This window comes from Clostridium intestinale DSM 6191, assembly GCF_900130055.1.
Classification (GTDB): domain Bacteria; phylum Bacillota; class Clostridia; order Clostridiales; family Clostridiaceae; genus Clostridium_T; species Clostridium_T intestinale.
This window is the reverse complement of the sequence record NZ_FQXU01000004.1, coordinates 217474-244312: the sequence shown is the minus strand read 5'-3', so window position 1 is coordinate 244312 and position 26839 is coordinate 217474. Positions and strand designations below refer to the sequence as shown.

General features: G+C 29.8%; 28 protein-coding genes. 23 read left to right on the top strand and 5 right to left on the bottom strand.

The features are described 5' to 3' along the window. Positions 1-9: 9 nt before the first annotated feature. Positions 10-546, top strand: a complete 537-nt coding sequence (locus BUA92_RS04980) for a GNAT family N-acetyltransferase (protein ID WP_073017360.1) — start codon at positions 10-12, stop codon at positions 544-546. 5 nt (positions 547-551) lie between these two features. Here the strand turns inward: BUA92_RS04980 and BUA92_RS04975 are convergent, their stop codons facing one another. Then, positions 552-854, bottom strand: coding sequence for a hypothetical protein (locus tag BUA92_RS04975; protein ID WP_073017358.1), 303 nt, complete (start codon positions 852-854; stop codon positions 552-554). 348 nt (positions 855-1202) lie between these two features. On the opposite strand from BUA92_RS04975, the gene BUA92_RS23830 reads away from it, so the two are divergent. The 6 genes from BUA92_RS23830 to BUA92_RS04950 all read left to right on the top strand — a co-directional run bounded on the left by BUA92_RS23830 (position 1203) and on the right by BUA92_RS04950 (position 4202). After that, complete coding sequence (locus tag BUA92_RS23830; RefSeq protein WP_341411415.1) at positions 1203-1757, top strand: Rpn family recombination-promoting nuclease/putative transposase; 555 nt, start codon at positions 1203-1205, stop codon at positions 1755-1757. Positions 1758-1796: 39 nt separating this feature from the next. Next, entirely contained in the window at positions 1797-2084 is a 288-nt protein-coding gene (locus BUA92_RS23825; protein WP_341411413.1) for an RpnC/YadD family protein, read from the top strand. Positions 2085-2297: 213 nt separating this feature from the next. Beyond that, the gene (gene lepB, locus BUA92_RS04965) at positions 2298-2855 is read left to right on the top strand and encodes a signal peptidase I (RefSeq protein ID WP_073017355.1); all 558 of its coding nucleotides are present in this window, start codon (positions 2298-2300) and stop codon (positions 2853-2855) included. A gap of 227 nt (positions 2856-3082) precedes the next feature. Beyond that, the gene (locus BUA92_RS04960; protein ID WP_073017353.1) at positions 3083-3427 is read left to right on the top strand and encodes a hypothetical protein; all 345 of its coding nucleotides are present in this window, start codon (positions 3083-3085) and stop codon (positions 3425-3427) included. Positions 3428-3498: 71 nt separating this feature from the next. Then, positions 3499-3837, top strand: coding sequence for a hypothetical protein (locus tag BUA92_RS04955; protein ID WP_073017351.1), 339 nt, complete (start codon positions 3499-3501; stop codon positions 3835-3837). Positions 3838-4034: 197 nt separating this feature from the next. Continuing rightward, the gene (locus tag BUA92_RS04950) at positions 4035-4202 is read left to right on the top strand and encodes a hypothetical protein (protein ID WP_207650335.1); all 168 of its coding nucleotides are present in this window, start codon (positions 4035-4037) and stop codon (positions 4200-4202) included. 38 nt (positions 4203-4240) lie between these two features. On the opposite strand, the gene BUA92_RS04945 is transcribed toward BUA92_RS04950, so the two are convergent. Then, positions 4241-5902 carry a glutamine--tRNA ligase/YqeY domain fusion protein gene (locus BUA92_RS04945; RefSeq protein ID WP_073017347.1) on the bottom strand — a complete coding sequence of 554 codons (1662 nt, stop codon included), beginning with the start codon at positions 5900-5902 and terminating at the stop codon, positions 4241-4243. A gap of 320 nt (positions 5903-6222) precedes the next feature. Between BUA92_RS04945 and BUA92_RS04940 the strand changes: the two genes are divergently transcribed. Beyond that, positions 6223-6993 (top strand): DUF2087 domain-containing protein, encoded by a 771-nt coding sequence (locus tag BUA92_RS04940; protein ID WP_073017345.1) that lies wholly within the window; start codon positions 6223-6225, stop codon positions 6991-6993. 14 nt (positions 6994-7007) lie between these two features. Next, positions 7008-7505, top strand: coding sequence for a hypothetical protein (locus BUA92_RS04935; protein WP_073017343.1), 498 nt, complete (start codon positions 7008-7010; stop codon positions 7503-7505). 20 nt (positions 7506-7525) lie between these two features. On the opposite strand, the gene BUA92_RS04930 is transcribed toward BUA92_RS04935, so the two are convergent. Beyond that, on the bottom strand, positions 7526-9208 hold the full coding sequence (locus tag BUA92_RS04930) for a MutS-related protein (protein ID WP_073017341.1): 1683 nt from the start codon (positions 9206-9208) through the stop codon (positions 7526-7528). Positions 9209-9416: 208 nt separating this feature from the next. Between BUA92_RS04930 and BUA92_RS04925 the strand changes: the two genes are divergently transcribed. From BUA92_RS04925 to BUA92_RS04910, 4 genes are all read left to right on the top strand, one after another. Then, a complete protein-coding gene (locus BUA92_RS04925; protein WP_175550856.1) occupies positions 9417-10808 on the top strand; it encodes a hypothetical protein in 1392 nt (463 codons plus the stop codon). A gap of 132 nt (positions 10809-10940) precedes the next feature. After that, on the top strand, positions 10941-11303 hold the full coding sequence (locus BUA92_RS04920) for a helix-turn-helix domain-containing protein (RefSeq protein WP_073017339.1): 363 nt from the start codon (positions 10941-10943) through the stop codon (positions 11301-11303). A 48-nt stretch (positions 11304-11351) separates the two neighbouring features. Then, a complete protein-coding gene (locus BUA92_RS04915) occupies positions 11352-12227 on the top strand; it encodes a methionyl aminopeptidase (RefSeq protein ID WP_073017337.1) in 876 nt (291 codons plus the stop codon). A gap of 310 nt (positions 12228-12537) precedes the next feature. Next, positions 12538-14631, top strand: a complete 2094-nt coding sequence (locus tag BUA92_RS04910; protein WP_073017335.1) for a glutamine synthetase III family protein — start codon at positions 12538-12540, stop codon at positions 14629-14631. 76 nt (positions 14632-14707) lie between these two features. Here the strand turns inward: BUA92_RS04910 and BUA92_RS04905 are convergent, their stop codons facing one another. Further along, complete coding sequence (locus BUA92_RS04905) at positions 14708-15316, bottom strand: class I SAM-dependent methyltransferase (protein WP_073017332.1); 609 nt, start codon at positions 15314-15316, stop codon at positions 14708-14710. Between the two features lie 183 nt (positions 15317-15499). Here BUA92_RS04905 and BUA92_RS04900 point away from each other — a divergent pair, with 183 nt between their 5' ends. From BUA92_RS04900 to BUA92_RS04855, 10 genes are all read left to right on the top strand, one after another. After that, positions 15500-16312 carry an ABC transporter permease gene (locus BUA92_RS04900; protein WP_073017330.1) on the top strand — a complete coding sequence of 271 codons (813 nt, stop codon included), beginning with the start codon at positions 15500-15502 and terminating at the stop codon, positions 16310-16312. A 9-nt stretch (positions 16313-16321) separates the two neighbouring features. Beyond that, on the top strand, positions 16322-17296 hold the full coding sequence (locus tag BUA92_RS04895; protein ID WP_073017327.1) for an ABC transporter ATP-binding protein: 975 nt from the start codon (positions 16322-16324) through the stop codon (positions 17294-17296). A gap of 3 nt (positions 17297-17299) precedes the next feature. Next, complete coding sequence (locus BUA92_RS04890) at positions 17300-18109, top strand: ABC transporter permease (protein WP_073017325.1); 810 nt, start codon at positions 17300-17302, stop codon at positions 18107-18109. A gap of 7 nt (positions 18110-18116) precedes the next feature. Further along, positions 18117-19073 (top strand): ArsR/SmtB family transcription factor, encoded by a 957-nt coding sequence (locus BUA92_RS04885; protein WP_073017322.1) that lies wholly within the window; start codon positions 18117-18119, stop codon positions 19071-19073. A 292-nt stretch (positions 19074-19365) separates the two neighbouring features. After that, positions 19366-21438, top strand: coding sequence for a BglG family transcription antiterminator (locus BUA92_RS04880; RefSeq protein WP_073017320.1), 2073 nt, complete (start codon positions 19366-19368; stop codon positions 21436-21438). A gap of 19 nt (positions 21439-21457) precedes the next feature. After that, positions 21458-21913 carry a PTS sugar transporter subunit IIA gene (locus tag BUA92_RS04875; RefSeq protein ID WP_073017318.1) on the top strand — a complete coding sequence of 152 codons (456 nt, stop codon included), beginning with the start codon at positions 21458-21460 and terminating at the stop codon, positions 21911-21913. 83 nt (positions 21914-21996) lie between these two features. Next, entirely contained in the window at positions 21997-22278 is a 282-nt protein-coding gene (locus BUA92_RS04870) for a PTS sugar transporter subunit IIB (RefSeq protein WP_073017316.1), read from the top strand. Positions 22279-22303: 25 nt separating this feature from the next. Beyond that, positions 22304-23662, top strand: coding sequence for a PTS galactitol transporter subunit IIC (locus BUA92_RS04865; protein WP_073017314.1), 1359 nt, complete (start codon positions 22304-22306; stop codon positions 23660-23662). Between the two features lie 20 nt (positions 23663-23682). Next, the gene (locus BUA92_RS04860; protein WP_021802593.1) at positions 23683-24189 is read left to right on the top strand and encodes a hypothetical protein; all 507 of its coding nucleotides are present in this window, start codon (positions 23683-23685) and stop codon (positions 24187-24189) included. Next, a complete protein-coding gene (locus BUA92_RS04855; RefSeq protein WP_073017312.1) occupies positions 24179-24853 on the top strand; it encodes a class II aldolase/adducin family protein in 675 nt (224 codons plus the stop codon). The genes BUA92_RS04860 and BUA92_RS04855 overlap by 11 nt, the downstream gene beginning before the upstream one ends. Before the next feature lie 70 nt (positions 24854-24923). On the opposite strand, the gene BUA92_RS04850 is transcribed toward BUA92_RS04855, so the two are convergent. Further along, a complete protein-coding gene (locus BUA92_RS04850; RefSeq protein WP_073017309.1) occupies positions 24924-26633 on the bottom strand; it encodes a methyl-accepting chemotaxis protein in 1710 nt (569 codons plus the stop codon). Positions 26634-26839 lie beyond the last annotated feature (206 nt).

Sequence of the window (26839 nt, the reverse complement as noted above, 5' to 3'; positions counted from 1 at the left end):
GATACGGATATGTACAATGAGTTTCCAGTAATCGAAACAGAGCGACTAAGACTAAGACTTATTACAGAAAAAGATTTAAAAGAGATGTTTTCTATATATTCATCAGAAGATGTTATGAAGTATTATGGAATATATCCAATTAATGATATTTCAACAGTTGAAGTTATGATTGAAAAGTTCAAAGAGTCTTTTGAAGTAGATATGGGCATAAGATGGGGAATAGAATTAAAAAGTACAAGCAAGTTAATTGGAACATGTGGCTATCATAATTGGAATAAAAGGCACTTTAGAGCTGAAATAGGGTATGAACTAAATAGTGAGTTTTGGGGAATGGGATATGCTAAAGAAGCTATTTCATCAATAATAAAATATGGCTTTGCTGAAATGAACCTTGAAAGAATAGAGGCACTTGTTTATCCAGAAAATGAAACATCTGAAAACATGCTTAAGAAACTAGGTTTTCTGCATGAAGGTTATCTTAGGAAGTATGTTTACTTTAGAGACAAGCATCAAGACTTAAACATGTTTTCATTAATAAAGGACTAAGTTAATTACTTATTTTTATAAAGATTAATTCCTTTAAATAAGAATAGAGATGATATTAAAAATATAAATAGAGTTTTAAAAGTTTCAAAAATATCAAAGGTATTGTTTTGTAGCGATGTGATAAAAGAAATCATAGAAAAGAGAATTCCAAGAATCCCTAATACTAATAAACCTAATTTAGATTTACCTAAATTCTTAACTAAAAGAGTTTGTTTCCCAGAAGTCAAATACTCTGGAGTATTAACTTTTTTATTAAACTCCTCAATGTCATTGATGGTTTTTGAAAAATCATTATTAGATTCTTTCATAGACAAAACCTCCCAATATTAGATAGTAATATTATACCATAAAAAGGATTAGATTGAAGATGATAATCGCTTCTATCAATTAGTCATATTGCTATAGAAAATGTGCAAGTATTTCATTAGAATTCGTTTAGACGTATTGATGTAAGATCTATCCTAACCTTTATTATTTTTTTATGATTAAATAATGTGATTTTTGCTGATAATTATACATAATTAAATCTTTTATATGAGATGATTGAAACACATAAATATGATATAATAAATATAAGAAGATATAGTATTTTCAATGGTTACATTTGAGTTTTTTTTAGTAAATGATAGCCATATAAAAGGATGTGAAAGTAAACTATGAACAATAAATACAGTAATTACGATGATGACTTTATAATGTCTCCAAAAGTTGATTTTGTATTTAAGCTTATTTTCGGTGATGAAAAGAATAAATCTGTTTTGGCAGCATTTTTGAGTGCAGTATTGAATTTACCAAAAGAAGAATTTATGGAAATAGAGTTATTAAACACTGAATTATTAAGAGAATTTAAAGAAGACAAAAAAGGTGTTTTAGATATAAGAGTTAAGACTAGAAATAACGAGCAGATAGATATAGAAATTCAAATACTGCCTACTGAATTTATGGCAGAAAGAACATTATTCTACTGGTCAAAAATGTATAATAGTCAAGTAATGCCTGGAGATACATATGATAAATTAAAGAAGTGCATAACTATAAATATTGTGGACTTTGAGAGAATACCTCTTAATAAAATACATACAAGATTTCATATAGTTGAAGATGATACTTTGTATAAATTAACTGATGTATTAGAAATTCACTTCTTAGAACTTCCAAAGCTTGAAAGATTAGATAGTCTGAAGGATGTAGATGACCCAAGCTTAGATTAGCTTGAATTTATTGATGCAAAATCAAAGGAGGGAATGGAAATGTTAGCTGAAAGAAATGAAAATATAAAAACTGCTTATGAAATATTACAAAGAGTAAGTAAAAGCAAAGAAGCTAGGATGGCATATGAGGCAAGGCAAGCTGAAATTATGGATCAGTTAACAAGAGAGAAAAGTGCAAGAGAAGAAGGAATAAGAGAAGGAATAAGAGAAGGAATAGAAAAAGGGAAAATAGATATTGCAAGAAATCTAATAGGATTATTAGATGATGAAACAATAGCTAATAAAACTGGATTATCAATTGATATAGTAAAAAGTTTGAAAAATTAAAGAAATTTTAAGTAATACATGGAAGTCTGATATCTAAATTAATTTTAGATATCAGACTTCTTTTAGTTATAAGAAAATAAAAGGTACATCAGGAGGCCCATCAAATTATTAGCATGTTTTAATAATGGAACAAATATGATCTATGAAACTTAAGTTATCAATTTGGAAATTACATGGTATAATGGATATAATTACACAAATGGAGAGTACGATATGGATAATACAATTATTAAGGCTATAAAAGAATGGGTACTGCCTATAGGAACTGCAATAGTATTAACATTATTAATAAACAAGTTTCTTATATTTAAAGTTAAAGTTCCAAGTGGCTCTATGATTCCAACAATAAACAAAAATGATCAGCTTTTTGTAACAAAGATATACAACTATGACAAGATAAAAAGAGGAGATATATTAGTATTTAATTCAAAGGAACTTAATGAAAATTTAATAAAAAGAGTAATTGGATTACCTGGAGATAGTATTTCTATAGCTGAAGGGACAGTAATTGTTAATGGAGAAGTAATAGAAGAGGATTATGTTAAAAACAATAGTTTGAATTATGAAGGAACTTTTAAAGTACCAGAAGATGAATATTTCTTTTTAGGTGATAACAGAAGTGACTCAAAAGATTCAAGATTATGGCAAGAACCATATATTAATAAAGAAGACATATTTGGAAAAGCTTTAATTAAAATCTATCCATTTAAAGATGCACACTTTATTACTGTAGAAGCTACGAAGGCGGCTTCACTATATCAAAAGGATTAGATTGAAGCTGAAAATCGCTTCTACCAAATAGAGGTGTACCTATTCATAGTGTGAATCTTGGAGGGGTATTTTTATTTAGTTTTGTAATATTTAAAGAAGATATTACAATATACTTTAAAAGATTTAAAAAAGATAAATTATGATATAAGTAAAGCTTAAAAATAAGTGCTTTTACAAAATGGTAAAGATATCTCAAATTTAAATAAACTAATATTAGGGGTGATGGTGTGACTAAACGTCAAAAAGATTTCGCAATTCGGTTAGCTGCTTATTTAATATTTTTAGCAACGACCTTTCTTCCATACGATAAGTATAGATTTAAGGGAATTGGATATGTAATATTATTTACTGCAATTGCTAAAGATGAAATAAAGGATATTCTCAATAAGGGAAACAAAAAGGATATTACAATTTTAGTCATGGCTTTTCTGTTTTTTAGTGCGGTAATGATTTTACCAGGTGAGATGATGTTCATGCAGTTCTTTGGTATATTTTTGTTTATAGCTGCAATATATAAAGAAAACATTAAAGACTCAATACAAGGATTCAGAAAAAAGAACAACGAGATTTAAAAAGAGGGTGAAGTTTTTAATGAATTTAATGAGTTTTCTACCATACTTCTACAAGATTAAGGGGTGAGAGAATGATTAAAAATAAAAGAGATGTTATAATCCAAGTTATTGCCACTGTAATTCTTATTGTTGCAGCATACTTACCAGATGATAGATATATTTTAAAGGGAGCTGGGCTTATAGTGTTTCTTACTGTGTCACTAAAGGATGAAATTAAAGATAGATTAACTAGAGGAAATAGAAAAGATATCACAATATTAGCGATTGCTTTTATGATTTTTTGTGTGGTGATGGTGTTACCTATAAGGGCGTTTCCTCTAAGGTTTATAGGAATCTTTTTATTTTTTATTGCAATGTATAAAGACAATATGAGAGAGTATTTACAAAGATTTAGGAGAAAGAAATCTTAATGAATTAATGCAGTCACTGAGTGACATGCTACGGTGTTGAGGTTAAAAGGAATTTAATGGAGCTGCACTACTTCTCTGTAGAGACTTCTTTTTAAGTCTCATTAGATTCCTTGGAACGCTCATACAGGATAGAGGTGTGTAATATCGTATTACTTATAGGTGGAGTAGTTGGATTATTTATAGGAATTTTTATTTTAATGTACTGGAGTACAGTTAACTACAAATGGTTATGTGATGAATGTGGACAAGAATTTGAAATAACCTTAAAGCAAAATGTTTTTGGTGTTAATGCTGGAGTGAATTATAAAAGTCTATATTGCCCTAAGTGCCAAAAGAAGACCATGTGCAAAGGGATCAAAAAATAAGAGGACATACTATTTTAATAAGTATATCCTCTTTGTTATTAGCTTAATTTAAATGATGATTTTAATGATACTATTCTGTTGAATGCTAATTTCTCATCAGTTGAGTATCTTGTATCTACATTAAAGAATCCGTTTCTAACCATTTGGAATTTATCTTGAGGTTTAGCAGTTTTAAATGCTGTTGGTTCTATGAAACCTTGTAAAATTTCCATTGAGTTAGGGTTTATTTGTTCTAAGAAATGTTTTCCTTCATTTTCAGGTGCATCATCTAAGATTAATGGTTCATATAGTCTAAATTCAGCAGGGACGCAAGTTTTAACATCTACCCAGTGAATAGTTCCTTTAACTTTTCTGCCAGTGAAACCAGAGCCACTCTTAGTTTCTGGATCATAGGTACAATGAACTTCTACAACTTCACCATTTTCATCTTTTATGATATCAGTGCATTTTACAAAGTAAGCACCTTTTAATCTAACTTCATTCCCAGGGAAAAGTCTGAAGTATTTCTTTGGAGGTACTTCCATGAAATCTTCTTTTTCAATATATAGTTCTTTTGAGAAAGGAACTAATCTCTTACCTTGAGTCTCATCTTTAGCGTTATTTTCAAGTTCAATCATTTCTGATTCATTTTCTGGATAGTTTGTTATTACTAGTTTTAATGGATTTATAACTCCCATAGTTAATGGAGCTTTAAGCATTAAATCTTCTCTTATGAAGTAGTCTAACATTTGAGAATCAACAATGGAATTTGCTTTAGAAACTCCAATAGCTGTGCAGAAGTTCTTTAAAGCTTCTGGTGTACATCCTCTTCTTCTTAAACCAGAAATAGTAGGCATTCTAGGGTCATCCCATCCATCAACTACTTTTTCATCAACTAGTTGTTTAAGTTTTCTTTTACTCATAACTGTGTTTGTGATGTTTAATCTTGCAAATTCTATTTGTCTTGGAGTACAGTCCATTTCACATTCTCTTACAACCCAGTCATAAAGAGGTCTATGATCTTCAAATTCTAAGGTACATATAGAGTGAGTTATTCCTTCTATAGCATCTTCAAGTGGATGAGCAAAGTCATACATTGGGTATAAACACCACTTATCACCTGTGTTATGGTGAGTTGAGTGAGATATTCTATAGATTATTGGATCTCTCATGTTTATATTAGGAGAAGTCATATCTATTTTAGCTCTTAGAACCTTTTCTCCATCTTTGAATTCACCTTTTTTCATTCTCTCAAATAAATCTAAGTTTTCTTCAACCGATCTAGTTCTATAGGGACTATCAACACCTGGTTTTGTTAATGTTCCTCTATATTCTTTAGCTTGTTCTGGAGTTAAATCACAAACATAAGCTAAGCCCTTCTTTATTAATAAAACAGCTCTAGTATACATTTCATCAAAATAGTTAGAAGCAAAGAAAAGTTCATCCCAGTTTCCACCTAGCCATTTAACATCTTCTTTAATTGATTCAACATATTCAGTATCTTCTTTTACAGGATTAGTATCATCAAATCTTAAGTGAGTTTTTCCTCTGAATTCTTTTGCTAAACCAAAGTTTAAAAGTATAGATTTAGCATGACCTATATGTAGGTAGCCATTAGGTTCTGGTGGGAAACGAGTGATTATTTCTTTATGTTTACCATTTTCCAGATCCTCAATAACTATATTTCTTATAAAGTTAGACGGATTAATTTCATTTGCCATAAGTTTAACATCTCCTATAAGTATATTTAAATTAAGAAAACTGGTTTCTTAACTAAGTTTTATTTCCAATACTCTAATAATTTTAATCTAATATAAAGGAAAAATAAAGCTAAAGTGCTAGAAAATATTTAAAATTGCATAGAAAACATCTTAATTTCTACACTGAGATATGTATATTCTTTAGAAAAATGAAGAGAATTCTTCTTTTAGGAAAGAGATAATTATAGACAAAATAAATAAAAGTTTATAAATATATAGACAAAATTAAAAATAAAACATAAAATATAAATAAGATTACAATGAGAGAAGGTTAAAATAATATGAAAGAAGAAAATATAGAATTACTTTGGGATGCAAGTATTGATGAAGTTAAAAAAGGATTTATTGAAGATGAAGACGGGTATAACTGCATCATATGCAATGAAAAATTCATAAAGGGAAGAATATATGAAATAGATGGAGCTCTGTATGATGGTAAAAAATCAGCTGAACTCCATCTAGAAAGTGCTCATGGTTCAAGTTTAGATTATTTGCTAGGAATGAACAGCGCCTTCACAGGTATATCAGAGGTTCAAAGAGAACTACTAACATTAATAGCTTCTGGCCTTACAGATAAAGAGATATCAGTAAAACTTGGAGTTGCTCAATCAACTATAAGAAATCATCGTTATAAATTAAGAGAAAAAGAAAAACAAGCAAGATTGTTTTTAGCCATCATGGAACGTATAACAGAAAACACTAACAAGAAGGTAAACAAACTAGATAAAGAAACTCTACATGATGCTCATAGAACAGCAACTACTGTAGATGATAGATATAACATCACAGATAAGGAAAGAGAAAGTGTTATCAAAGCTTATTTTGATGAAAATGGGGGTATCAAAACTTATCCAGCAAGAGAGAAAAAGAAGATAATCGTACTTTCTGAGATAACTAAAAATTTCACTAAAGGTAAGAAATATACTGAAAAAGAAATAAACAGAGTTTTAAAAAGAATATATGAAGATAATGCAACCTTAAGAAGAGCAATGGTTGAGTATGGATTTATAGAACGGTCAAAGGATTGTAGTTCTTACTGGGTTAAGGAGTAGAGTGTGGAATTTATATGTTATTTGATGTTGATGGTTTTTATGTAGATTTAGTTGAATATAAAGATTTAGATGAAATTGTTGATGTTTATAATTCTAATAAGAACTTTTTGATGGTACATCTAGATGCTTATAAAGTGGACCATGAATGGTTGATAAATGATATCAAAGACATGAAAGAGGCAGGATTTTATTCATGTAAGATAATAGAAGGCCCATCACAAAAAATAGTAGGTATCATGGATTTTAAGTTAGGGGAAGAAACCTATTTATCACTACTTATGATACATGATTCATTAAAAAGCAAAGGTTTAGGAAATCTAATTTTTAAAGCTTTTGAAGAATATGTGATATCTCAAAAAAGTAAATTTATAAAAATAGATGTAGTAACTAATTATGATAAATCAGTTTTTGATTTTTGGATTAATAATGGATTTATTAGAGGAGAAAGCATTAAACTAAGTTGGGGTGAAGTTAGTTTGGATGGGATTTCTATGAAAAAAAGTCTGAATTAGCTAAAAAATGGTCAACAGTTTTAAACTGTTGACCACTTTTGATTTTTAACAAAATCATCATAAATAGAGTTGGCATCATCTACAACATCAGATTTAAAGTTCATGGTTTTTAATAACTTTATTGCATTTCTTGTTGTTGATGGGCCTTTTTTTAGTTTGTAATCAAATATGATATCATCATCTGTAACAGTTTCTCTAAAATGATAGTTATCATATCCATTTTCAATCATCTGAGTTAGTTCAATATCATGAGTTGCAACCAAAATGCGTGCATTTGTTGTTTTAGCATATTTTAATATAGATGCAGAAGCTGATATTCTCTCGATAGTGTTGGTTCCTTTAAGTATTTCATCAATAAATGCTAAGATAGGTATAGCACCATTTAAGGAGTCTAACAATCTTTTTAGGCTTTTGATTTCTGCTATAAAATAACTATCTCCTTCAAGAATGTTATCTCTTATTGCCATTGATGTCACAACTTTAGAAAATCTGCATTTATACTTAGAACAGAGTGCTGTATTTAAGCTTTGTGCCATGATAGAGTTTAGTGCAACAGCTTTAATAAAGGTTGACTTTCCTGATGCATTAGACCCTGTAAAGATGATGTTTTTATCTATATGTATTGAATTCTTAATAGGGTCATCAAGAAGTGGGTGATAAATATCTTCTAATTCCATGGTGTTATCTTCTGCAAATTCTGGATTCACATATTCATCAACGCTTTTTCTGTAATATACAATACTTAAGGCAAAATCTAATTGGGCCACTAAATCATAAATTAAATAAAGGTATTCTTTATTTTCTTTTAATATTTTAGATATATTTTGATAGGCAATGATATCAACCATGAAAAACATCTTAATATATTGAAGAAAAATATCAGAATCAGAAAATATTATATTCTTTGAATTATCTAATGTAGAGCTATATCTTTTTATCTTTTTAAGTTTTTTAAAATTTTTTAAGGAAGTTTCTAACTTTTCTCTAAATCCATCAAAATCTTTATCCTTTACTTTAGATAATTTCTGACATAGTTTAATGTTATTTAATAAATAAATCATGACATCAAAGTTTTCTTCTAAATAAAGTTTAGCACTTTGATACAATAATATATTAGTACATACAAAAAACACAGTTAATAATACACCTATGCTGGGAACTATAAATGAAGTTAAGATTGATAGTATAAGTCCTATTGCAAGCAAAGGATACTTGTAATAACCTGATATAGTACTGAAGGTAGGCTTATAAATGAAGTGAATGAGTTTAGTATCATTTAATTTACCTACATTCATAAGATTAAATTTAATAGAATTTCTTAAGTCTTTATTTTGATTAAAGGCCTTAATAAGTTCTTCTGTGGTATTCCAGTAATCATTATCGTAAGAAACTTCTCTATATTTATAGTAGAGATAGGATTCTCCTAAAGTTGTACTTGTATAATTTGTTCTTTTAAAAACACTATCCATATCTAGATCGTTCCATGTTAATTCATCAATTGAATCACAAGATTTCTCATTTTCTTTACGAGATTTATAATATGCCTTAACAAAACTCATATCGAAATTTTCATGAAATTTTTTAGGTTTTTCTCCAAACTCACTATTTATCTTGGCCATCATCTCAACTTTTCTTTTGTGATTACTATAAACTGCATATAATATTATTACAATTAATACTACTATAAGTATAGTCAGTTTCATGCTTCTACCCCCAATTGGATTTTAATAATAGTTTTATTTAATATTTTATCATAACTTAACTTTAATTGCATATTTTACCTTTATGTTAATAGAAGAAGATATAAATTTGTTAATAAAAAATATTTAATAGTAACCACATAAGCACAGGTAACTAAGGATATATTTCCTACATAATCTAACAATATAGTAACGATTATGGGAGGAAGAGATGATTAACTTAACATTAACCCCAATTCATTATATTTATTTAGCTTTTATTATCATAATAATATTAGCTATGATTAAGAAAAAAGATATATCCTTAATATGCATACTGGGTATTTTTATACTTGGTATAGTTGGAACTAGTTCTTTGTATCAATCTGTTATGGGCATATTTAATAGTTTTGTTTATGCAACAAAAGAACTTATGCCCACAATTTTTATAATATCTATAATAACAGCCATGAGCGGGACTTTAATGGATTCTGGAATAAATGATGAAATGGTATCACCTTTTAGAAAGGTTATCAAAAACTACTGGGTTGCTTATTGGGCAATAGGAATTTTTATGATGATCCTATCTTGGTTTTTCTGGCCTTCTCCAGCAGTAGCTCTTATAGGAGCTTTGTTTTTACCTATAGCTAAGAAGGCGGGGCTTCCTGCTATGGGGGTAGCTATTGCCATGAATTTATTTGGACATGGTATAGCCTTATCTAGTGACTACATTATTCAAGCAGCACCTAAACTTACCGCAGATGCAGCTGGTATACCAGTAGCTGATGTTTTATATTCAAGTATTCCACTTACAATAACTATGGGTGTAGTAACTACTGTAGCTGCCTTCTATTTTCTAAGAAAGGATTTAAAAGCTGGTAATTTATCTGATGAATATGCATTAGATAGTGAAGAGGAAAAACCTAATATGCTTATTGAATCAAAAACAATTAGAAGAATTTTAGCTTTAGGAATAGTAGTACTTTTTGGGATAGATATAGTTATAATGTATATTTATAAATTGCAAGGTGGAGATGCTACAGCCTTAATAGGTGGAACTGCTGTATTTATATTAAGTATAGTTTCAATCTTAAGCTATAAGAAAGAGTCCTTGGATAAAATCACTGACAATTTTGTTAAGGGACTTCAGTTTGGGTTTAAGATATTTGGGGTCGTAATACCAATAGCAGCTTTCTTTTATCTTGGAGATGTAGCAATTACAGAAATATTTGGGCATATACTACCTGAAAATTCTAACGGAATAGTTAATGATTTAGGTGCAGCTCTTGCAAATACTGTTCCAATAAATTCTGTTATTTCATCTGGTACGGTTACAGTTGTAGGTGCAATAACTGGCTTAGATGGATCAGGTTTTTCAGGAATATCCTTAGTTGGTTCAATTTCTAAGATATTCTCTACAGCTTTAGGTGGTGGAGTAGCAACTTTAACAGCTTTAGGCCAAATAGCAGGAATATGGGTAGGTGGAGGAACTATAGTTCCTTGGGCTTTAATACCTGTAGCTGCTATATGCAAAGTTGATGCTTTTGAACTTGCAAAGAAAAATCTTAAACCTGTAGTAATAGGATTAATAGCAACTACCATTGTAGCTATGCTGATTATATAAAAATGAATATAAGATAGATATTTGAAGAAAGCTTTGAATATCTATCTTTCTTTTATAGTGTGATTATTGCAACTAACATCAAGTATTTAAGAATATAAAATGATATAATAAAGGTTAAAGGAGGTGGATTGTATGTCTACAAAAACCATAGAAACTATGATTGATTGGGTCGAAGATAATATTATGGATAATCCAAGTTTAATAGATTTATCTAATCATGTTGGATATTCTTCTTTTTATTGTTCAAGTAAGTTTCACGAAAATATAGGGATTACTTTTAAACAATATATCTCAAAACGTAGATTAAGTCTTGCTGCTACTGAAGTAAGAGAGGAGAAAACTAAACTATTAGATATAGCAATAAAATATGGATACTCATCTCAAGAAGCCTTTACAAGAGCTTTTGTAGATGCTTTTGGAGTAACTCCATCAAAATATAGAAAGCAATCTATCCCACTTAATTTATATATGAAACCAGATTTTTTTAAATCTTAAAATACGGATGTTTAATAATAGCTAAAAGATAATGTTGGAGGATGTACCATGAATAACAAATTAGGACGAAATGATTTATGTTGGTGTGGAAGTGAAAAAAAGTATAAAAAGTGCCATGAGGCCTTTGATGATAAGATTGAAGCTTACAGAAATGAAGGTCACATAGTACCAGATAGAGAAATAATCAAAAATCAAAAACAGATAGATGGAATACGTGAAAGTGGAAAGATTAATATAGCTGTGTTAGATGCGGTAGCAGATTTTATAAAAGAAGGGGTAAGTACTGAGGAAATTAATCAGCTTATATATGATAAGACAAAAGAACTTGGAGGAATACCAGCACAACTTGGATATGAAGGTTTTCCTAAGAGTGTATGTACCTCTATCAACAATCAAGTGTGCCATGGAATACCATCAAAAGATGTACTACTTAAAAATGGAGATATTATTAATGTAGATGCTTCAACTATATATAACGGATATTTTTCAGATTCCTCAAGGATGTTTTGTATTGGAGATGTAAATGAAGAAGCTGAAAAATTAGTTCGAGTGGTTAGAGAATGTGTAAATAAAGGACTAGAACAAATAAAACCATGGAACTTTCTTGGAGACATGGGAGAGGCTGTACATGAACATGCTCTTAAAAATGGATACACTGTAGTAAAAGAAATAGGAGGACATGGAGTTGGACTAGAGTTCCATGAAGATCCTTGGGTTAGTCATGTTTCTAAAGCAAAAACAGAAATGCTTTTAGTTCCAGGCATGATTTTTACTATAGAACCTATGGTTAATGAAGGCAGTGATAAGGTATTTATGGATGAGGAAAATGGATGGACCTTCTATACTGAAGACGGAAGTTTATCTGCTCAATGTGAAGTGATGGTACTTGTAACTGAAGATGGATATGAAATTTTAGCATATTAACGCTGAAATATATAAAAAAATTTAATTTCAATATTGAACAATCTTTGTTATAGTAGTATAATAAATTCATCATATGTATAAAACTATGGCAGTTTTATTGATGAGTGTAATAATAAGTATATGAATAAAATATGAATTATATAATTTTAGCAATGGAGCTAAAGAAAATTATTGTTTTTCTTTGGCTTTTTATTTTTGTGAATATGTAAATAATGTAAAAAATGTATTTAAAGAGAAAAGTTTTATCCTTGTAAGTAAACTTTTAAGGAACAAATCAAGTAATGTGCAATACGAAAGGGGATTTTTTTAAATGAGTAAAGTAACTGAAATTTTTGCATCAAATGTATTTAATGATTGTGTAATGAAGGAACGTCTTCCAAAAGCAACTTATAAAGCTTTAAAAAAGACAATAGAAATGGGAACCGCTCTTGCACCAGATGTAGCAGATGTTGTTGCAGCTGCAATGAGAGATTGGGCTGTTGAGAAGGGGGCTACTCACTTCACTCACTGGTTCCAACCAATGACTGGAATTACTGCTGAAAAACACGATGCTTTTATAAGTCCAACCTCTGATGGAAAGATTATATTAGAATTTTCAGGTAAAGAATTAATAAAAGGAGAACCAGATGCATCTTCATTCCCATCAGGTGGATTAAGAGCTACTTTTGAAGCAAGAGGATATACTGCATGGGATTGTACTTCACCAGCATTTATTAAAGATGATTCTTTATGTATACCAACTGCATTCTGTTCTTACCATGGAGAAGCATTAGATAAGAAAACTCCATTACTACGTTCAATGGAGGCTTTAAATAAACAAGCTCTACGTGTTTTAAAGGCATTAGGAAATACTACAACTACAAAAGTTACTACTACAGTAGGACCAGAACAAGAATATTTCTTAATAGATAAAGCTATGTATGATGCTCGTAAAGACCTTATATTAACTGGAAGAACTTTATTTGGAGCAAAACCTTCAAAAGGACAAGAACTTGAAGATCATTATTTTGGATCATTAAAACAAAGAATATCTGATTACATGAAAGAGTTAGATGAAGAACTTTGGAAGCTTGGAATTTTAGCTAAAACTAAGCATAACGAAGTTGCGCCAGCTCAACATGAATTAGCGCCTATATTTAGTACTACAAATATATCAACAGACCACAACCAACTTACAATGGAATTAATGAAAAAAGTTGCAGGAAAACATGGATTAGTTTGTCTATTACATGAAAAACCATTTGCAGGAGTAAATGGATCAGGTAAACACAACAACTGGTCAATGGGAACTGATGATGGAGTTAACTTACTTGAACCAGGTAATTCTCCACACGAAAACCTACAATTCCTTTTATTCTTAACATCTGTAATAAAAGCTGTTGATGAATATTCAGATCTATTAAGATTATCAGCTGCTAACGCTGGAAATGATCATAGACTAGGTGCGAACGAAGCTCCACCAGCTATAATCTCTATATTCTTAGGAGATCAATTAACTGATATTTTAGAACAAATTGAAAATGGACCAGCTACAAGCTCAAAATTAGCTAGTGATTTAACAATAGGGGTAACTACATTACCACCACTTCCAAAAGATGCAACAGATAGAAACAGAACTTCTCCATTTGCATTTACAGGAAATAAATTTGAGTTCAGAATGACTCCATCTTCAGCTTCAATTTCAGGACCTAACTTTGTATTAAATACAATAGTTGCTGAAGCTTTATCAGAAGTTGCTGATAGACTTGAAAAATCTACAGATGTAGAAGAAGAAGTTAAAGTTCTTTTAACTGAACTTGTTAAAACTCATAAGAAAGTTGTATTCAATGGAAATGGATATTCTGATGAATGGGTTGAAGAAGCTGCAAAAAGAGGACTTCCAAACATTAAATCTACTGTAGAATCTACTAAAGCTTTACTTTCTGAAAAGAACCAAGCTGTATTAGAAAAACATGGAGTTTTAACTAAAGTAGAATCAGAATCTCGTTATGAAATAACTTTAGAAGGTTATAACAAAACTATAAATATAGAAGCTTTAACTACACTTGAAATAGCTAAACGTCAAATATTACCTTCAGTAATTAAGTATGCAACAAGCCTTGCATCTTCAATTAACACAATAACTGCTGTTGGTATAGGAGCTGATGTTTCAGTTCAAACTGAGTTATTAAAAGAAGTTTCAAGCTTAACAGCTTCATTAAACAAAAACATTGCACTTCTTGAAGAAGTAGTTGCAAAAGCAGACAACTTTGATGGTGATATCTATGATTTAGGTATGATCTACAGATATGAAGTATTTGAACAAATGAATACTTTAAGAGAAGTTGCAGATACTCTTGAAACTATAGTTGACAAAGAGTTCTGGCCATTACCAACTTACTCAGACATGTTATTCAACGTTTAATAAGATATATTAAAAGGAGCACTTCGCTTATGAAGTGCTCCTTTTTGTATGGTAAAAACTAAAGTTATTTATTAATTTACTTCTCAGCAACTAACAAAAATGTGTCATTCGTAGGATGAGTAAACCTTTGTAGTTTGAAATTAGAAGCTTCTAATAGATCCGTAATTTCCCTTTGAGAATACTCATGAAAGTCTCCTTTATCAGAAAACCTTAAAAAGAAGTTTGTAATCTGCCTAAGCGGAGTAGGAAACCAAGGGTCAGCGAGTATAAGACGACCACCTTTTTTTAAAACCCTATACATTTCATCTAAAACTTTTTTAGGACGTGGATAATGATGAAAGGAGAAAGTACATAAGATAGTGTCGAAATAATTATCTTCCCAAAGTAAAAACTCTGCATCACCTACAATCAGTTCAGCTTTGTCTTTAAGCCTCTTTTTAGCAACATCAATCATAGCTTTTGAAAGGTCAACTCCATGAAGTTTGTTATTTTCATTCATCTTTGATAACATTACTCCATTTCCGCAGCCAACATCTAAGATTAATTCATTATTTTTTTTATTAAGCTCGTCCAATATGTAGGGATAAATTCTAGAGCAAAACTTTCCATCAGAACTTTTTTCATAAACCTCTGCTTCTGAATCAAAATTCCTCAAGGATTTCTCTTTAATTATTTCTGCATTCATATTAATAACCTCCCAATTACTTAACTATATAATACAACTTCCAGTAAAATCCATCAAGGATAAAAAGAGATATATTGGAAATTATTTGTTGACAAAGTTAAACAAACCCTTTAAAATGCTTCCACATTAAAGAATTAATGATTTAATTAACTAAATAGTTAATTAAAAACAGGGGGTTATTAAATGACAGGAAAAGTACTTAAAGCAACATTTAAAAGAAATTTTATAGTAATGATAAGAGCATACCCTAAAGATTTCTTTATAGGAAATGTTTTAACTGGCTTCTATACTGTAATAGGAGCACTTCTTATTTATAAAATGCTTTTTAATGGAGTTGTGGGAGATGAATTTCTTAAGTTTACTGGAACAGGGGATTACATGAGCTACGTTATTTTAGGATCTTTAACTTATTTGTATGTGGTTAGGACATGTTTAAATGTAAGCAGAAGTCTTATTACAGAATTAAGGGAGGGTACCTTAGAAAGTCTTATGATTACACCTTTTAAGAGAGGAGAGTATTTTATAGGGAATATGCTTCAGCAGACAGTAACAACTACTTTTGAAGTTATAGTTTCCTTGATTATTGCTATTCCCTTTGGTCTAGACTTATCTAATATAAACCTAATATCATTTGCAATAAGTGCCCTTCTTGCCTTATATGGTTTCTTTGGATTATCCATGGTACTTGCTTCAATAATGTTATATACAAGAGATACTTATATTTCTCAAAACACTTTATTTGTTGCCATGTTACTCCTATGTGGAATAACATTTCCTAATGAATATTTACCAAGGGTTTTAAGATGGATAGGAGAACTAATACCAGTAACTGAAACCTCAAACTTAATAAGAGGATCAGCTTTACTTGGAAAAGGTGTATCAGAACTAAGTAGTACCATGATCTATGTTTTTTTACTTGGTACATTTTATATACTTGTAGGATTTTTAAGTCTTAGAAAAATAGAATATATAGCATTAGAAAAAATTCAAGGATAGGTGATGAATATGATAGAAGCAAACAACTTAAAAAAGGTTTATGAAACTAAAACAAGTAAAGGAATATTTAAAAATGAGAAGGTTAAGTTAGAGGCGGTAAAAGATGTTTCTATAAAAATAAAAGAAGGAGAAATCATTGGACTTTTAGGTATAAATGGCGCAGGAAAAACGACAACTATAAAGATGTTAACTACCTTACTTTCACCAACTTCAGGAGAGTATTTTCTTGATGGGATAGATGCTGTAAAAAATCCAAGAGCAATAAAATATAAAATTAATATGATTGCTGGTGGTGAGAGAATGATATACTGGAGACTTACGGCTCATGAAAATCTATGGTATTATGGACAGCTTTATGGAATTGCTAATAATATATTAGAAAAGAGAATTGAAGAATTACTTAAATTAGTAGGCCTTTATGAAAATAAGGATAAGAAGGTTGAAGAGTTTTCAAAAGGTATGAAGCAAAGACTTCAGATAGCAAGAGGACTAATAAATGATCCAAGCTATATATTTATGGATGAACCTACTTTAGGACTTGATGCAGTGGTATCAAAGGAATTAAGAACTCATGTTAAGTCATTAGCTAAGGAAAAAGGTAAAGGAATATTATTAACCTCTCATTACATGGAGGAGGTTGAAGAACTTGCTGATTATATTTATGTTTTAGATAAAGGGATGATAATAAGACAAGGTACATCAAAAGAACTATCAAAACAAGTGTTTAAAAAAGTTGAATATAGATTGACTCTTCATAACAGAATAGAGGCCCTTCAAAGATATATGTTAATTAGTCTTTTAGGACATGATAATACAGTTGAGATTTATGAAGAGGATAACTCCTATCATATTATAAGTTCTAAGAATTTAAGTTTAAACATATCACAAATATGTTCAGATAAAGGAGCTATCATAAAGGAATTTTTTGAGATTGTACCAAGACTTGAAGATACTATAATTAAGCTTTCTGAGAAAGGAGCTTAAATTATGAGAAGTTTTATAAAAGTAGTTATAGCTGAAATGAAGAAACAACACTTAAATTATTTTCATAGTAAGTTTATATATATTTCCTTGTTTATATGGCCTATTTTAAACTTCATAACCTCATATTACAGTTTTAAGCCATTTAAAATAAATAATAGCAATTTAAGTTATCTTAATGAAGATAATGTGTTAGTATTTATAGTATTGGGATATATGACCATGAGCCTGTTTAGAAGCTTAGTTCAAACTGCTTGGAATTTTTCTTTTGAAAGAATAAGTGGGACACTAGAGCTAATCTACCTTTCACCAGCCAGTAGGCAAGGGGTAATACTAGGGAATGCCTTATCTTCTCTTTTTGAAAGCATAGTTTTTATGGTGATTTTCACTCTAGGAGTTTTGATATTCAAAAGAGAGGTTTTAAATGTAAACTACTTAAGTTTGATGATTGTTTTTATAATTACTTTATTGATGGCAGTAATGTGGGGAATGTTTTTAAATTCTTTGTTTTTATTTTCAAGGGATTCAGGTTTTCTATTTACAGTACTTGAGGAGCCTATGGAGATATTTTCAGGAGTTAAGGTACCAACCTCAGTTTTCCCTATGTGGGCAAAGGGGATAAGCCTTATATTTCCTTTAACTTATGCTATTGAAGGAGTAAGAAATGTTATTTTAATAGGAAGCTCTATACAAGAAATAAAAAGCTTCATAGTTATAGGAGTTGGGATAATAATTATCTTATACCTTTCATGTTTGAAGATAATAAAAGTAGTTGAACATCACAGCAGAAAAACAGGAAATTTTACTTATTTTTAGAGGTAATATGAAAATAGATGTTATTTATGAACAAGATGTACTATGTGAATTTGTGTATTCACCGCTTTTTGAGATGTTTTGTGCTCTTCATGTACTATCAAATCCAGAACATCATATTCATAGGAAGAAGTGGGCAGAAAAAGTTAATAAACAGATGAACCCAGATATGAAACAAGACATAAAGATTTATGCTGATATCACTGATGAGTATTGTATAATCATGGATGTATGTCATTATTTTGAAGAATGTTCAGATTTAAATATATTAAGTTCCATAGATGTACTATCAAAGATATCAATACATGAGATAAACAAGATATTTAAAGAATATGATAAAAAAATCACTAAAAATCAGTACCAAGAACTTTTAAGGTTATTAAGAGACTTCTATACTTATATATTTGAAGGTGAATTAAAATATATAGAGCCTTTTATAACTAGAATGTTAAAGCAAAAGGTGAAGTTTGCAAAAGAAAAGGGTGTTTTCAATTTAATTCAAGATATTCATGAAAGAATAAAGGTTCATGAAGATAAGATAGTTTTTTATAAAAATAAGCAATATGAGGTTTATAAAAGAGATCTTAAGAGAGTTTCAATTAATGTATCAACTTTTGTTGGGCCTCATCTTCTTATAGGAATAATAGATGATTTTCTTAATTTAACATGTTTAGTTGAAACAGAAAACACTGAAAAAGAAAGTCCTAAAGATTTAGAAAGAACATTAAAGGCTTTAGGGGATTCTACAAGATTAAAGATATTAAAAGCAATAAGTAAAAAAGGTAAAAGCACACAAGAGTTGAGCAGCCTATTAGATATATCAGAAGCAGCTGTATCTAAGGCATTAAAACTTCTTCAAGAAGGACAGCTTGTAACAAAAGAGAGAAAAGGTAATTATATGATTTATTCAGTCAATAATGATACTATTGATTTTATAAGTTATAGGATTTACGAGTATATTTATTAGAATTATGATTTTAACTCCTAGCTATATTTTTAAGGTAGCTGGGGGTTGTTTTTTTTATAATTAGATTGGATATGTCTAATTAATTGGTACAATTTAGTTCTTGACTTTGGAATGGTTTTAAACTTTTGTTTTAAAACAAAAGGTGGTAAAGTAACACTATAAGGTAGACTTACTTTTGAGATAAAGTATACTTTTGAAAAACAATAGAGAAATATATTTTGCTACTGGAAACGTTTTATGATTTTGCTATTTGAATATACAACTAAAGTAAATATAAAGGTTGGTGTTAATCTTGTATAAAAGAACTTGCGAAATTATTAAGATAATATACGAAAGACCAAATGAATTAGATATAAAAGCATTATCGCAGATTTTAAATATCAGCGTAAAAACTATACAGGCAGATATTCAGGAAGTTAATGAGTTTTTAGAAGGAAAAGGAATTGCTTATTTAAAGATGACAGATAACAAGTTCTACGTAGACAAAATAAGTAAATCTATATATCAAACACTTTCTACACTTAGCTTTTATGATTATAAACTATCAAAAGATGAACGTTTGGTAGTTGAGTCTTTATTACTTATATTTACCCATGAACATGTAACCCTACTAAATATTGCGGATTTCATGTACGTATCTAGATCAACGGTTATTGGAGATTTAAAATATCTAAATAAGTTTTTAAATAAGTATAATCTTTCAGTAAATTCTCAAACAAATACAGGGATTTGTATTAATGGTTCTGAAGAAAATATAAGAGATTTATTTGTAAATATTCTATTTAGATATGGTGATTTATACGAGCTCTTTTCCCATCAAGAGCAGGCAAAAAATATGAAGATTGGCGATATACGTGCAATAGATAAAGATACAAACATAATACTACAAAACCTTATATCAGAAGCAGAAAAATATTCGGAGATGCAGTTAACAGAGTATTCCTTTAATATGCTTTGGAATTACCTATGTGTAGCAATTTTTAGAATGAGGTTAGGTAAGTATTTAGATAGTCATAAATTAGAAAAACAAGAAACCAACAATAAATTAATAGAAAGACTATATATACTTGTTTGCCAGCATTTTGACCTTGAGTTAAATAAAAATGAACTAAGATATTTAGAAAATTTCTCAAAAGGCTTTGGATACCTTAAGAAAAGTGATTCCATAGATGGAAGCAAAGAAATAGTAAAAATACAAACCATAACTAGATTGTTTATTATGAATTTATCAAAAGCCTTAGATCTTCCTTTATATAAGGATTATGAGCTTTTTCAAAGTTTATCAAATCATCTAGAAAGAATATTTATAGACGGCTTTACAAGCTTTAACGAAAATTACGAAATAAATTTTATTATAGAAAAGTATGCCCCTATAAAAGAAGTGGTTATAGAAAATATAGATATACTAGAGCAGTATGCCAAAAGGTCTATTTGTGAGGAGGAAATTGCATATATAGTCATATATATTTGTGCCTCAATTGAAAAAATGAAAACCCAAAAGACTGTATGTAATGTAATACTAATCTGCAACAGTGGAATTGGGACAAGCCAGCTTTTAAAATCCAAACTTTTAGAAAGATTTAATCTAAATATAATAAATGTATTACCAAAACATAGACTAAAAGATTCATTAAGAAATGATATAGACTTTGTTATTTCAACAGTAGATTTAGATAGTGTTTCTGTTCCTTATATTAGGATATCTCCTCAATTAACTGATAGTGATTTTTTGAGAATGAGAGAAATGATAGATAATTGCGGTTCCATTAATTCCACAAAACTATGCAAAAATGATTGCACAGATATTATGAAAAAGATAGAGCCTATAATAAAAAATGATGAAATATTGGAGGTAATTAGAGAAAGTTTAAATAGTTATTTTGAAAGAAAAAATAGAGTGGTTTTAGGTCTTTCAGATTTATTAACAGAGGAATTTATTGAATTAGATGTAGAGGCTGATAATTGGAAAGAGGCTGTAAAGAAAGCTTCAACCAATCTATTAAATAGAGGATATATAACAGATAGCTATGTTGAATCTATCATAAGAAATACAGAACAAAATGGACCATATTATGTGATTTCTGAAGGCTTTGCTATCCCACACTCAGAAATTGACGATGGAGGAATAAAGCTTGGATTTAATTTAATTAGATTAAAAAATCCAGTGGTTTTTAATGCAGGAATTTATGACCCAATAAAATATGTATGCATCATAAATGCTGTAGATAAAGAAAAACATCTAAATGCTTTATTTAATCTAATAAATTTATTACAGATTTCAGAATTTAAAGAAGCGATAAACAATGCAAAAAGTAGTATTGATATGGCACAAATAATTGAATTATTTGAAAGAAGAATACAATAGGAAGCGGAGGTATATAAAGATGTATTTTGATAAGGAGATTACATTTTTTAAGGAATCAGTAAAAAACAAAGAAGAAGGGATAAAAAAAATAGCAGATGAATTTTTGGAAAACAAATTAGTAAAGGATACTTTCTTTCAAGCAGTTATAGATAGGGAAAAAGTTTATCCTACGGGACTTAGTATTAATGATATAGGTATAGCTATCCCACATACGGATAGCATTCATATAATAAGGCCACAGATTGGGTTTATGTCATTAAAGGAACCAGTAATCTTTAAAGATATGGTTGATGAAAAAAATGAGATAAAAGTTAGTGCAATCTTTATGCTTGGACTTTTAAAGTCAGAGCAACAGATAGATATCCTTCAAAAACTTGTTGATTTATTTCAAGATCAAGAGATGCTTAAAAAAGTTATAGCTTGCACAAATATTGATGAGTTTAAGAGCATAATGAAAAAAGCTAATATAGATTAGAACTAATTTTTAAGGAGATGATGTTATATTAGTTTATTAAAAAAAATTATAAAAATATATATACGAAAGGAAAGTGTTGAAAAATGAAAAGAATATTATTAGCATGTGGAGCAGGGGTTTGTACTTCTACTGCTGCAAGAGTAAAGGTTGAAAAAATACTTGATGCAAACGGATACAAAGGTCAATACAAAGTTGAGCAATGCAAAATAGCAGAGGTTGCAGCTAAATCAGGAAGTTTTGATTTTGTTATATCAACAACAATGAAACCAGAAGGGGTTAAATGTCCTTTTATAAATGGTATATGCTTTTTGACAGGAGTAGGTGTTGACAAGACAACTAAAGAAATTTTAGATCTTATGAAATAATTAAAGATTAGGAGAGGTGTGTATTATGTCACAAATATTAGGTTTTTTTAGTGCTATACAAGGTTTAGGCGCTACCGTAATGATGCCAATTATTATCTTTGTTTTTGGATTAGTTTTAGGGACAGAAAAAGGAAAAGCCTTAAGAGCTGGGTTAACAGTTGGGGTAGGTTTTATAGGGTTAAATTTAGTAATAGGTGCCTTAGGAACTAACTTGGGACCAGCAGTAGAACAGATGATAACACGTTTTGGATTATCTTTATCGGTTATTGATGTTGGTTGGCCAGCAGCAGCGGCAATTGCATTTGCATCAACTGTTGGTATGGTTATAATTCCAGTATGTCTACTTGTGAATATTGTTATGATAATAACTAATACAACTCAAACTGTAGATGTTGATATATGGGATTACTGGCACTTCGCATTTACAGGAGCTTTAGTTGCAATAGTAACTGGTAGCCAGACTATGGGACTAATTGCTGCAATTTTAAATATGGTAATTATAATGGTAATTGGAGATTATACAGCACCAGGAGTTGAAAAAACATTAGGATTACCTGGGGTATCTCTTCCTCATGGATTTACAGGGGCATATGCTCCAATAGCAATAGTAATAAATAAGATAATTGATATGATTCCAGGGGTAAGAAAAATAGATATTAATATGGAAAAAGTACAACAAAGATTTGGAGTATTTGGTGAACCTATTATAATAGGAACAGCTTTAGGTCTAGTAATAGGAGCTGTTGCGGGTTATGGATACGGCGATGTATTAAGACTTGGTATATCAATGGGAGCAGTATTAGTTCTTATACCTAAAATGGCATCCTTACTTATGGAAGGATTACTACCAATATCAGATGCAGCATCTGAATTTATAAGTAAGAAATTTTCTAATAGAGGCAAAATGTATATAGGGCTTGATTCAGCAGTAGGAGTAGGACATCCTCTAACACTTTCAGTATCCCTTATACTTGTGCCACTAACAGTATTTATGGCAGTTATTTTACCTGGTAATAAGGTCTTACCATTTGCAGATTTAGCAGTTATACCATGGATGTTTGTTCTTATAACTCCAGTAGTTAATGGGAATGGATTTAGGGCTTTAGTTAATGGAATAGTTGTACTTGCAGCTGGATTATTAATTTCAACTAATTTGTCTCCACTAATAACTACAGCAGCTGTTAATGCAAATTATACATTACCTTCAGGTGCAGCCCAAATATCAAGTATCTGTGATGGAGCTAATCCATTAACCTGGGCAATTGTAAGATTAAATGATTTTGGATGGATTGGTATGGGAATAGTTGCAGTTATAGCATTAGGATTAGCTCTAATAAATAGAAACAGAATACTTAAAGAAGCAAGAGAATTAAAACAAGCTTAATAAATTATATAGGAGGAAGCATGAGAAGAGAGTATGTATTTGATAGAAAAACATTTTTAGTTAGAGTTATATATGCAGGTATTTTAGCGGCAATTGCATTGCTATTTGGCATCTATAGATTGAGTGTAGGGTCAACAATGAATTATTTATGGGTATTTGTATGTTTTTTATGTATGTATACTATTATAACAAATTTTATAGCTGTGGCTTATCCGGAAAAAATAGTAATAGATAATAATCAAATAACTTTTTCAGCTTTCAATAAATCTTGTGCTTACCTCAAAAGCGATATAAAGAGTTTTAAGATCAAAGAACAGAAGTTAGCTGGAAAGATGTATATAAGGGTTAATAATCCATCACTATTTAAGGGAAGATACTGGATAGATCTAAAAGCCTATAACGATTATAAAGAGTTAGAAGAAAAACTATTAAAAGTTGAAGCAGTTATACATCCTAATTCTCTAAAACAGAAAATAAAAGTAAATAATGCAAGGTATGCAGAAAGGAAGATGAAGAATGTACGATAAGGAAAAAAAGGAAGTTATTAATGCTGGCATTAAACTTGATAGATATGGATTAATTGCACTTTCTGGAGGGAATGTAAGCTTAAAGGTAGATAAAGATAGAGTGCTAGTTACACCTTCTGGAATGATATACGAAGAGTTAGAAATAGATGATATAATTCTTATGGAGCTATCTGGAAAGATTATAGAAGGAACTAGAAAGGCATCAGTTGATACTAAGGCACTTTTATATATCTATAATAATATGCCAGAGATTAATGCAGTAATTCACACTCATCAACCCTATGCAACGGCATTAGGATTAGTTCAAGAAGAGTTTAAGTGCAATTTAACTACACTTGCAAATGCTACAAAGGGTTCAGTTAATGTATGTCCTTTTTCATCAGCAGCAAGTGAACAAATGGGAATAGAAGCAGTTGAAAATCTAAATGGAAAACTTGCAGTTATTCTAAAAAATCATGGAGTAATAACAGTAGGGAATTCATTAAAGCAAGCTTTGTATTCTTGTGTATATTTAGAAGAAGCTGCAAAAACCTATTGCATAGCTAAATCAATGAGTGGTAACGTAGCCATGATGACTGCAGAACAGATTGAACAAGCAGTTAAAATATTTGATTATTATGGACAAGGCAAAGAAAATGTTCCAGATGAATTAGTTATGAGATAATATATAATAAAAAATAACCCCCTCAGTACAATAATAAGCTGAGGGGGTTAAGTATATATTTTAGAAAAAGCTATATCTTAAATTTTTCTACAATTATACTGAGTTTTTGGGCCATTTCAGATTGAATTTGAGCACTTTTAGATATATCCTCCATTCCTACAAATGCTTCATTTATTCCATGTTTAATACTTTCTGCATTGTCACTAGATTTTAAAGCGCTATCTGCCATAGTTACAATAGAAGAGCTTATCTCTTCCATTGTAGTATTTACTTCCTCACTCATAGAGGAAATTCCTTCTGACATGTCAAAAACAAATCCTGCATCTTCATAGTATTTGTTTCCTGTATCAGTAAGATTACTTAGCTGAGGTCTTACATCATTATGAATAAAATTTAAAATATCGTTACTGTTTTCTTTGATATCAAAAAAAGCTTCATTAATTTCTTTTATTGTATCTTGTATTTCTAATACTGATTCTGATGCTTGTTCAGCTAATTTTCTTATTTCTTCAGCCACAACAGAGAAACCTTTGCCTTGTTCACCTGCCCGTGCAGCTTCAATAGCAGCATTAAGTGCAAGGAGATTAGTTTGATTAGCAATGCTTGATATGGTATCAGTCATTACTTTTATGTTTTTTACAACCTCCACCTTTTTAAGTGCATTTAATATTTTCTCTTCTTTTTCTTCATAAAGTTGTTCAGTTTTATCAACAGAAATAATACTTTTATCTTTAATTTCTATAGCTCTTACTTTTATAGACTCAGATTTTTTCTTTCCTTCAACCGCTTTATTTGATAATACTTGAATATTTGAGTCCACTTCTTGAATAGATGCAGAAATTTCTTCTGTAGCAGCGCTAGAATCATGGATACCAGCTACAATTTCCTCTGTTGAAGTATTTATCACTTGCATTTTTGCAGTAAGTTCTTCAGCTATAGAGTATAATTCCTCACTTTCAGAAATAAGATTCTGTATGGAACTCAATACCTCACTTATGAGAGTAGCTACATTAATTTGAGCACTATTAAGAGCTTTTGAAACCGCTCCTAACTCATCTTTGCTATCCACACTAATAGTTGTGGAGAAATCAGAATTTTCTAGCCTTGAGGCAAATTGTTTGATTTTTATTATTGGGGACACAATACTTTTTGTAATTATAGTGGCAAGAAATGTACCAATTAAAAAGCAAACTGCGCCAAAGATAAAGAAGATCCATAATGCCTCTTCTGTTTTTTTTACATTATTATCTTTAGTTTTTTCAGCTTTATTTATATTATATTCGGATAATTCGTTTAAGTCATTTTGAAATTCATTTGCTATGGGTTCAATCTCTTCAAAGCTTTTTGTAGCTTCATCTTGTTTTCCTTGTAATGCTAAGTCTATGACTGCCTGCCTTTTATCCCTATATATACTTAAGGTTTTTTCCATATTAGCTAACATTTCTTTTTCTGTTTCATCAAGATTGGTGGATTTGTAAGCATCAAAATTTTCATTAGCTACTTTTATTCTGTATTCTATATCTTTAAGCTTTTCTTGTTGTTTTCCCTTGTTTTCTGAATTAAGTACTAAATAATAAATGTCTCCTTCTATGGCTCTAGATTGATTTCTATTATCTAACAGATATTTTATAGAAAGTAAATTGTTATTATAAAGATCTATCAAAGAATCATTGGCTCTAGAAATATTTATAGATCCAATAATAGAATTGATTGCAATGAAGAATAATAATAGAAAAGACAAGAAGAATATTTTTGTTTTTACATTAAAGTTTTTTAGCATATATATTTCCTCCCAAGTGAATTGAACATTATATTATTTAATAATAATAATTCAATAGTAAATATTCAACGATTCTAGGAGCTTGTCCTGGAAATTTCTCTGACAAATAAGAAAAATACAGTATAATGCAGGAAATTGGTAAAATATTACAATTTTTTATTTGTTAGATTTGATATAATCATGTGGAAATATATCAAAAATAGTTT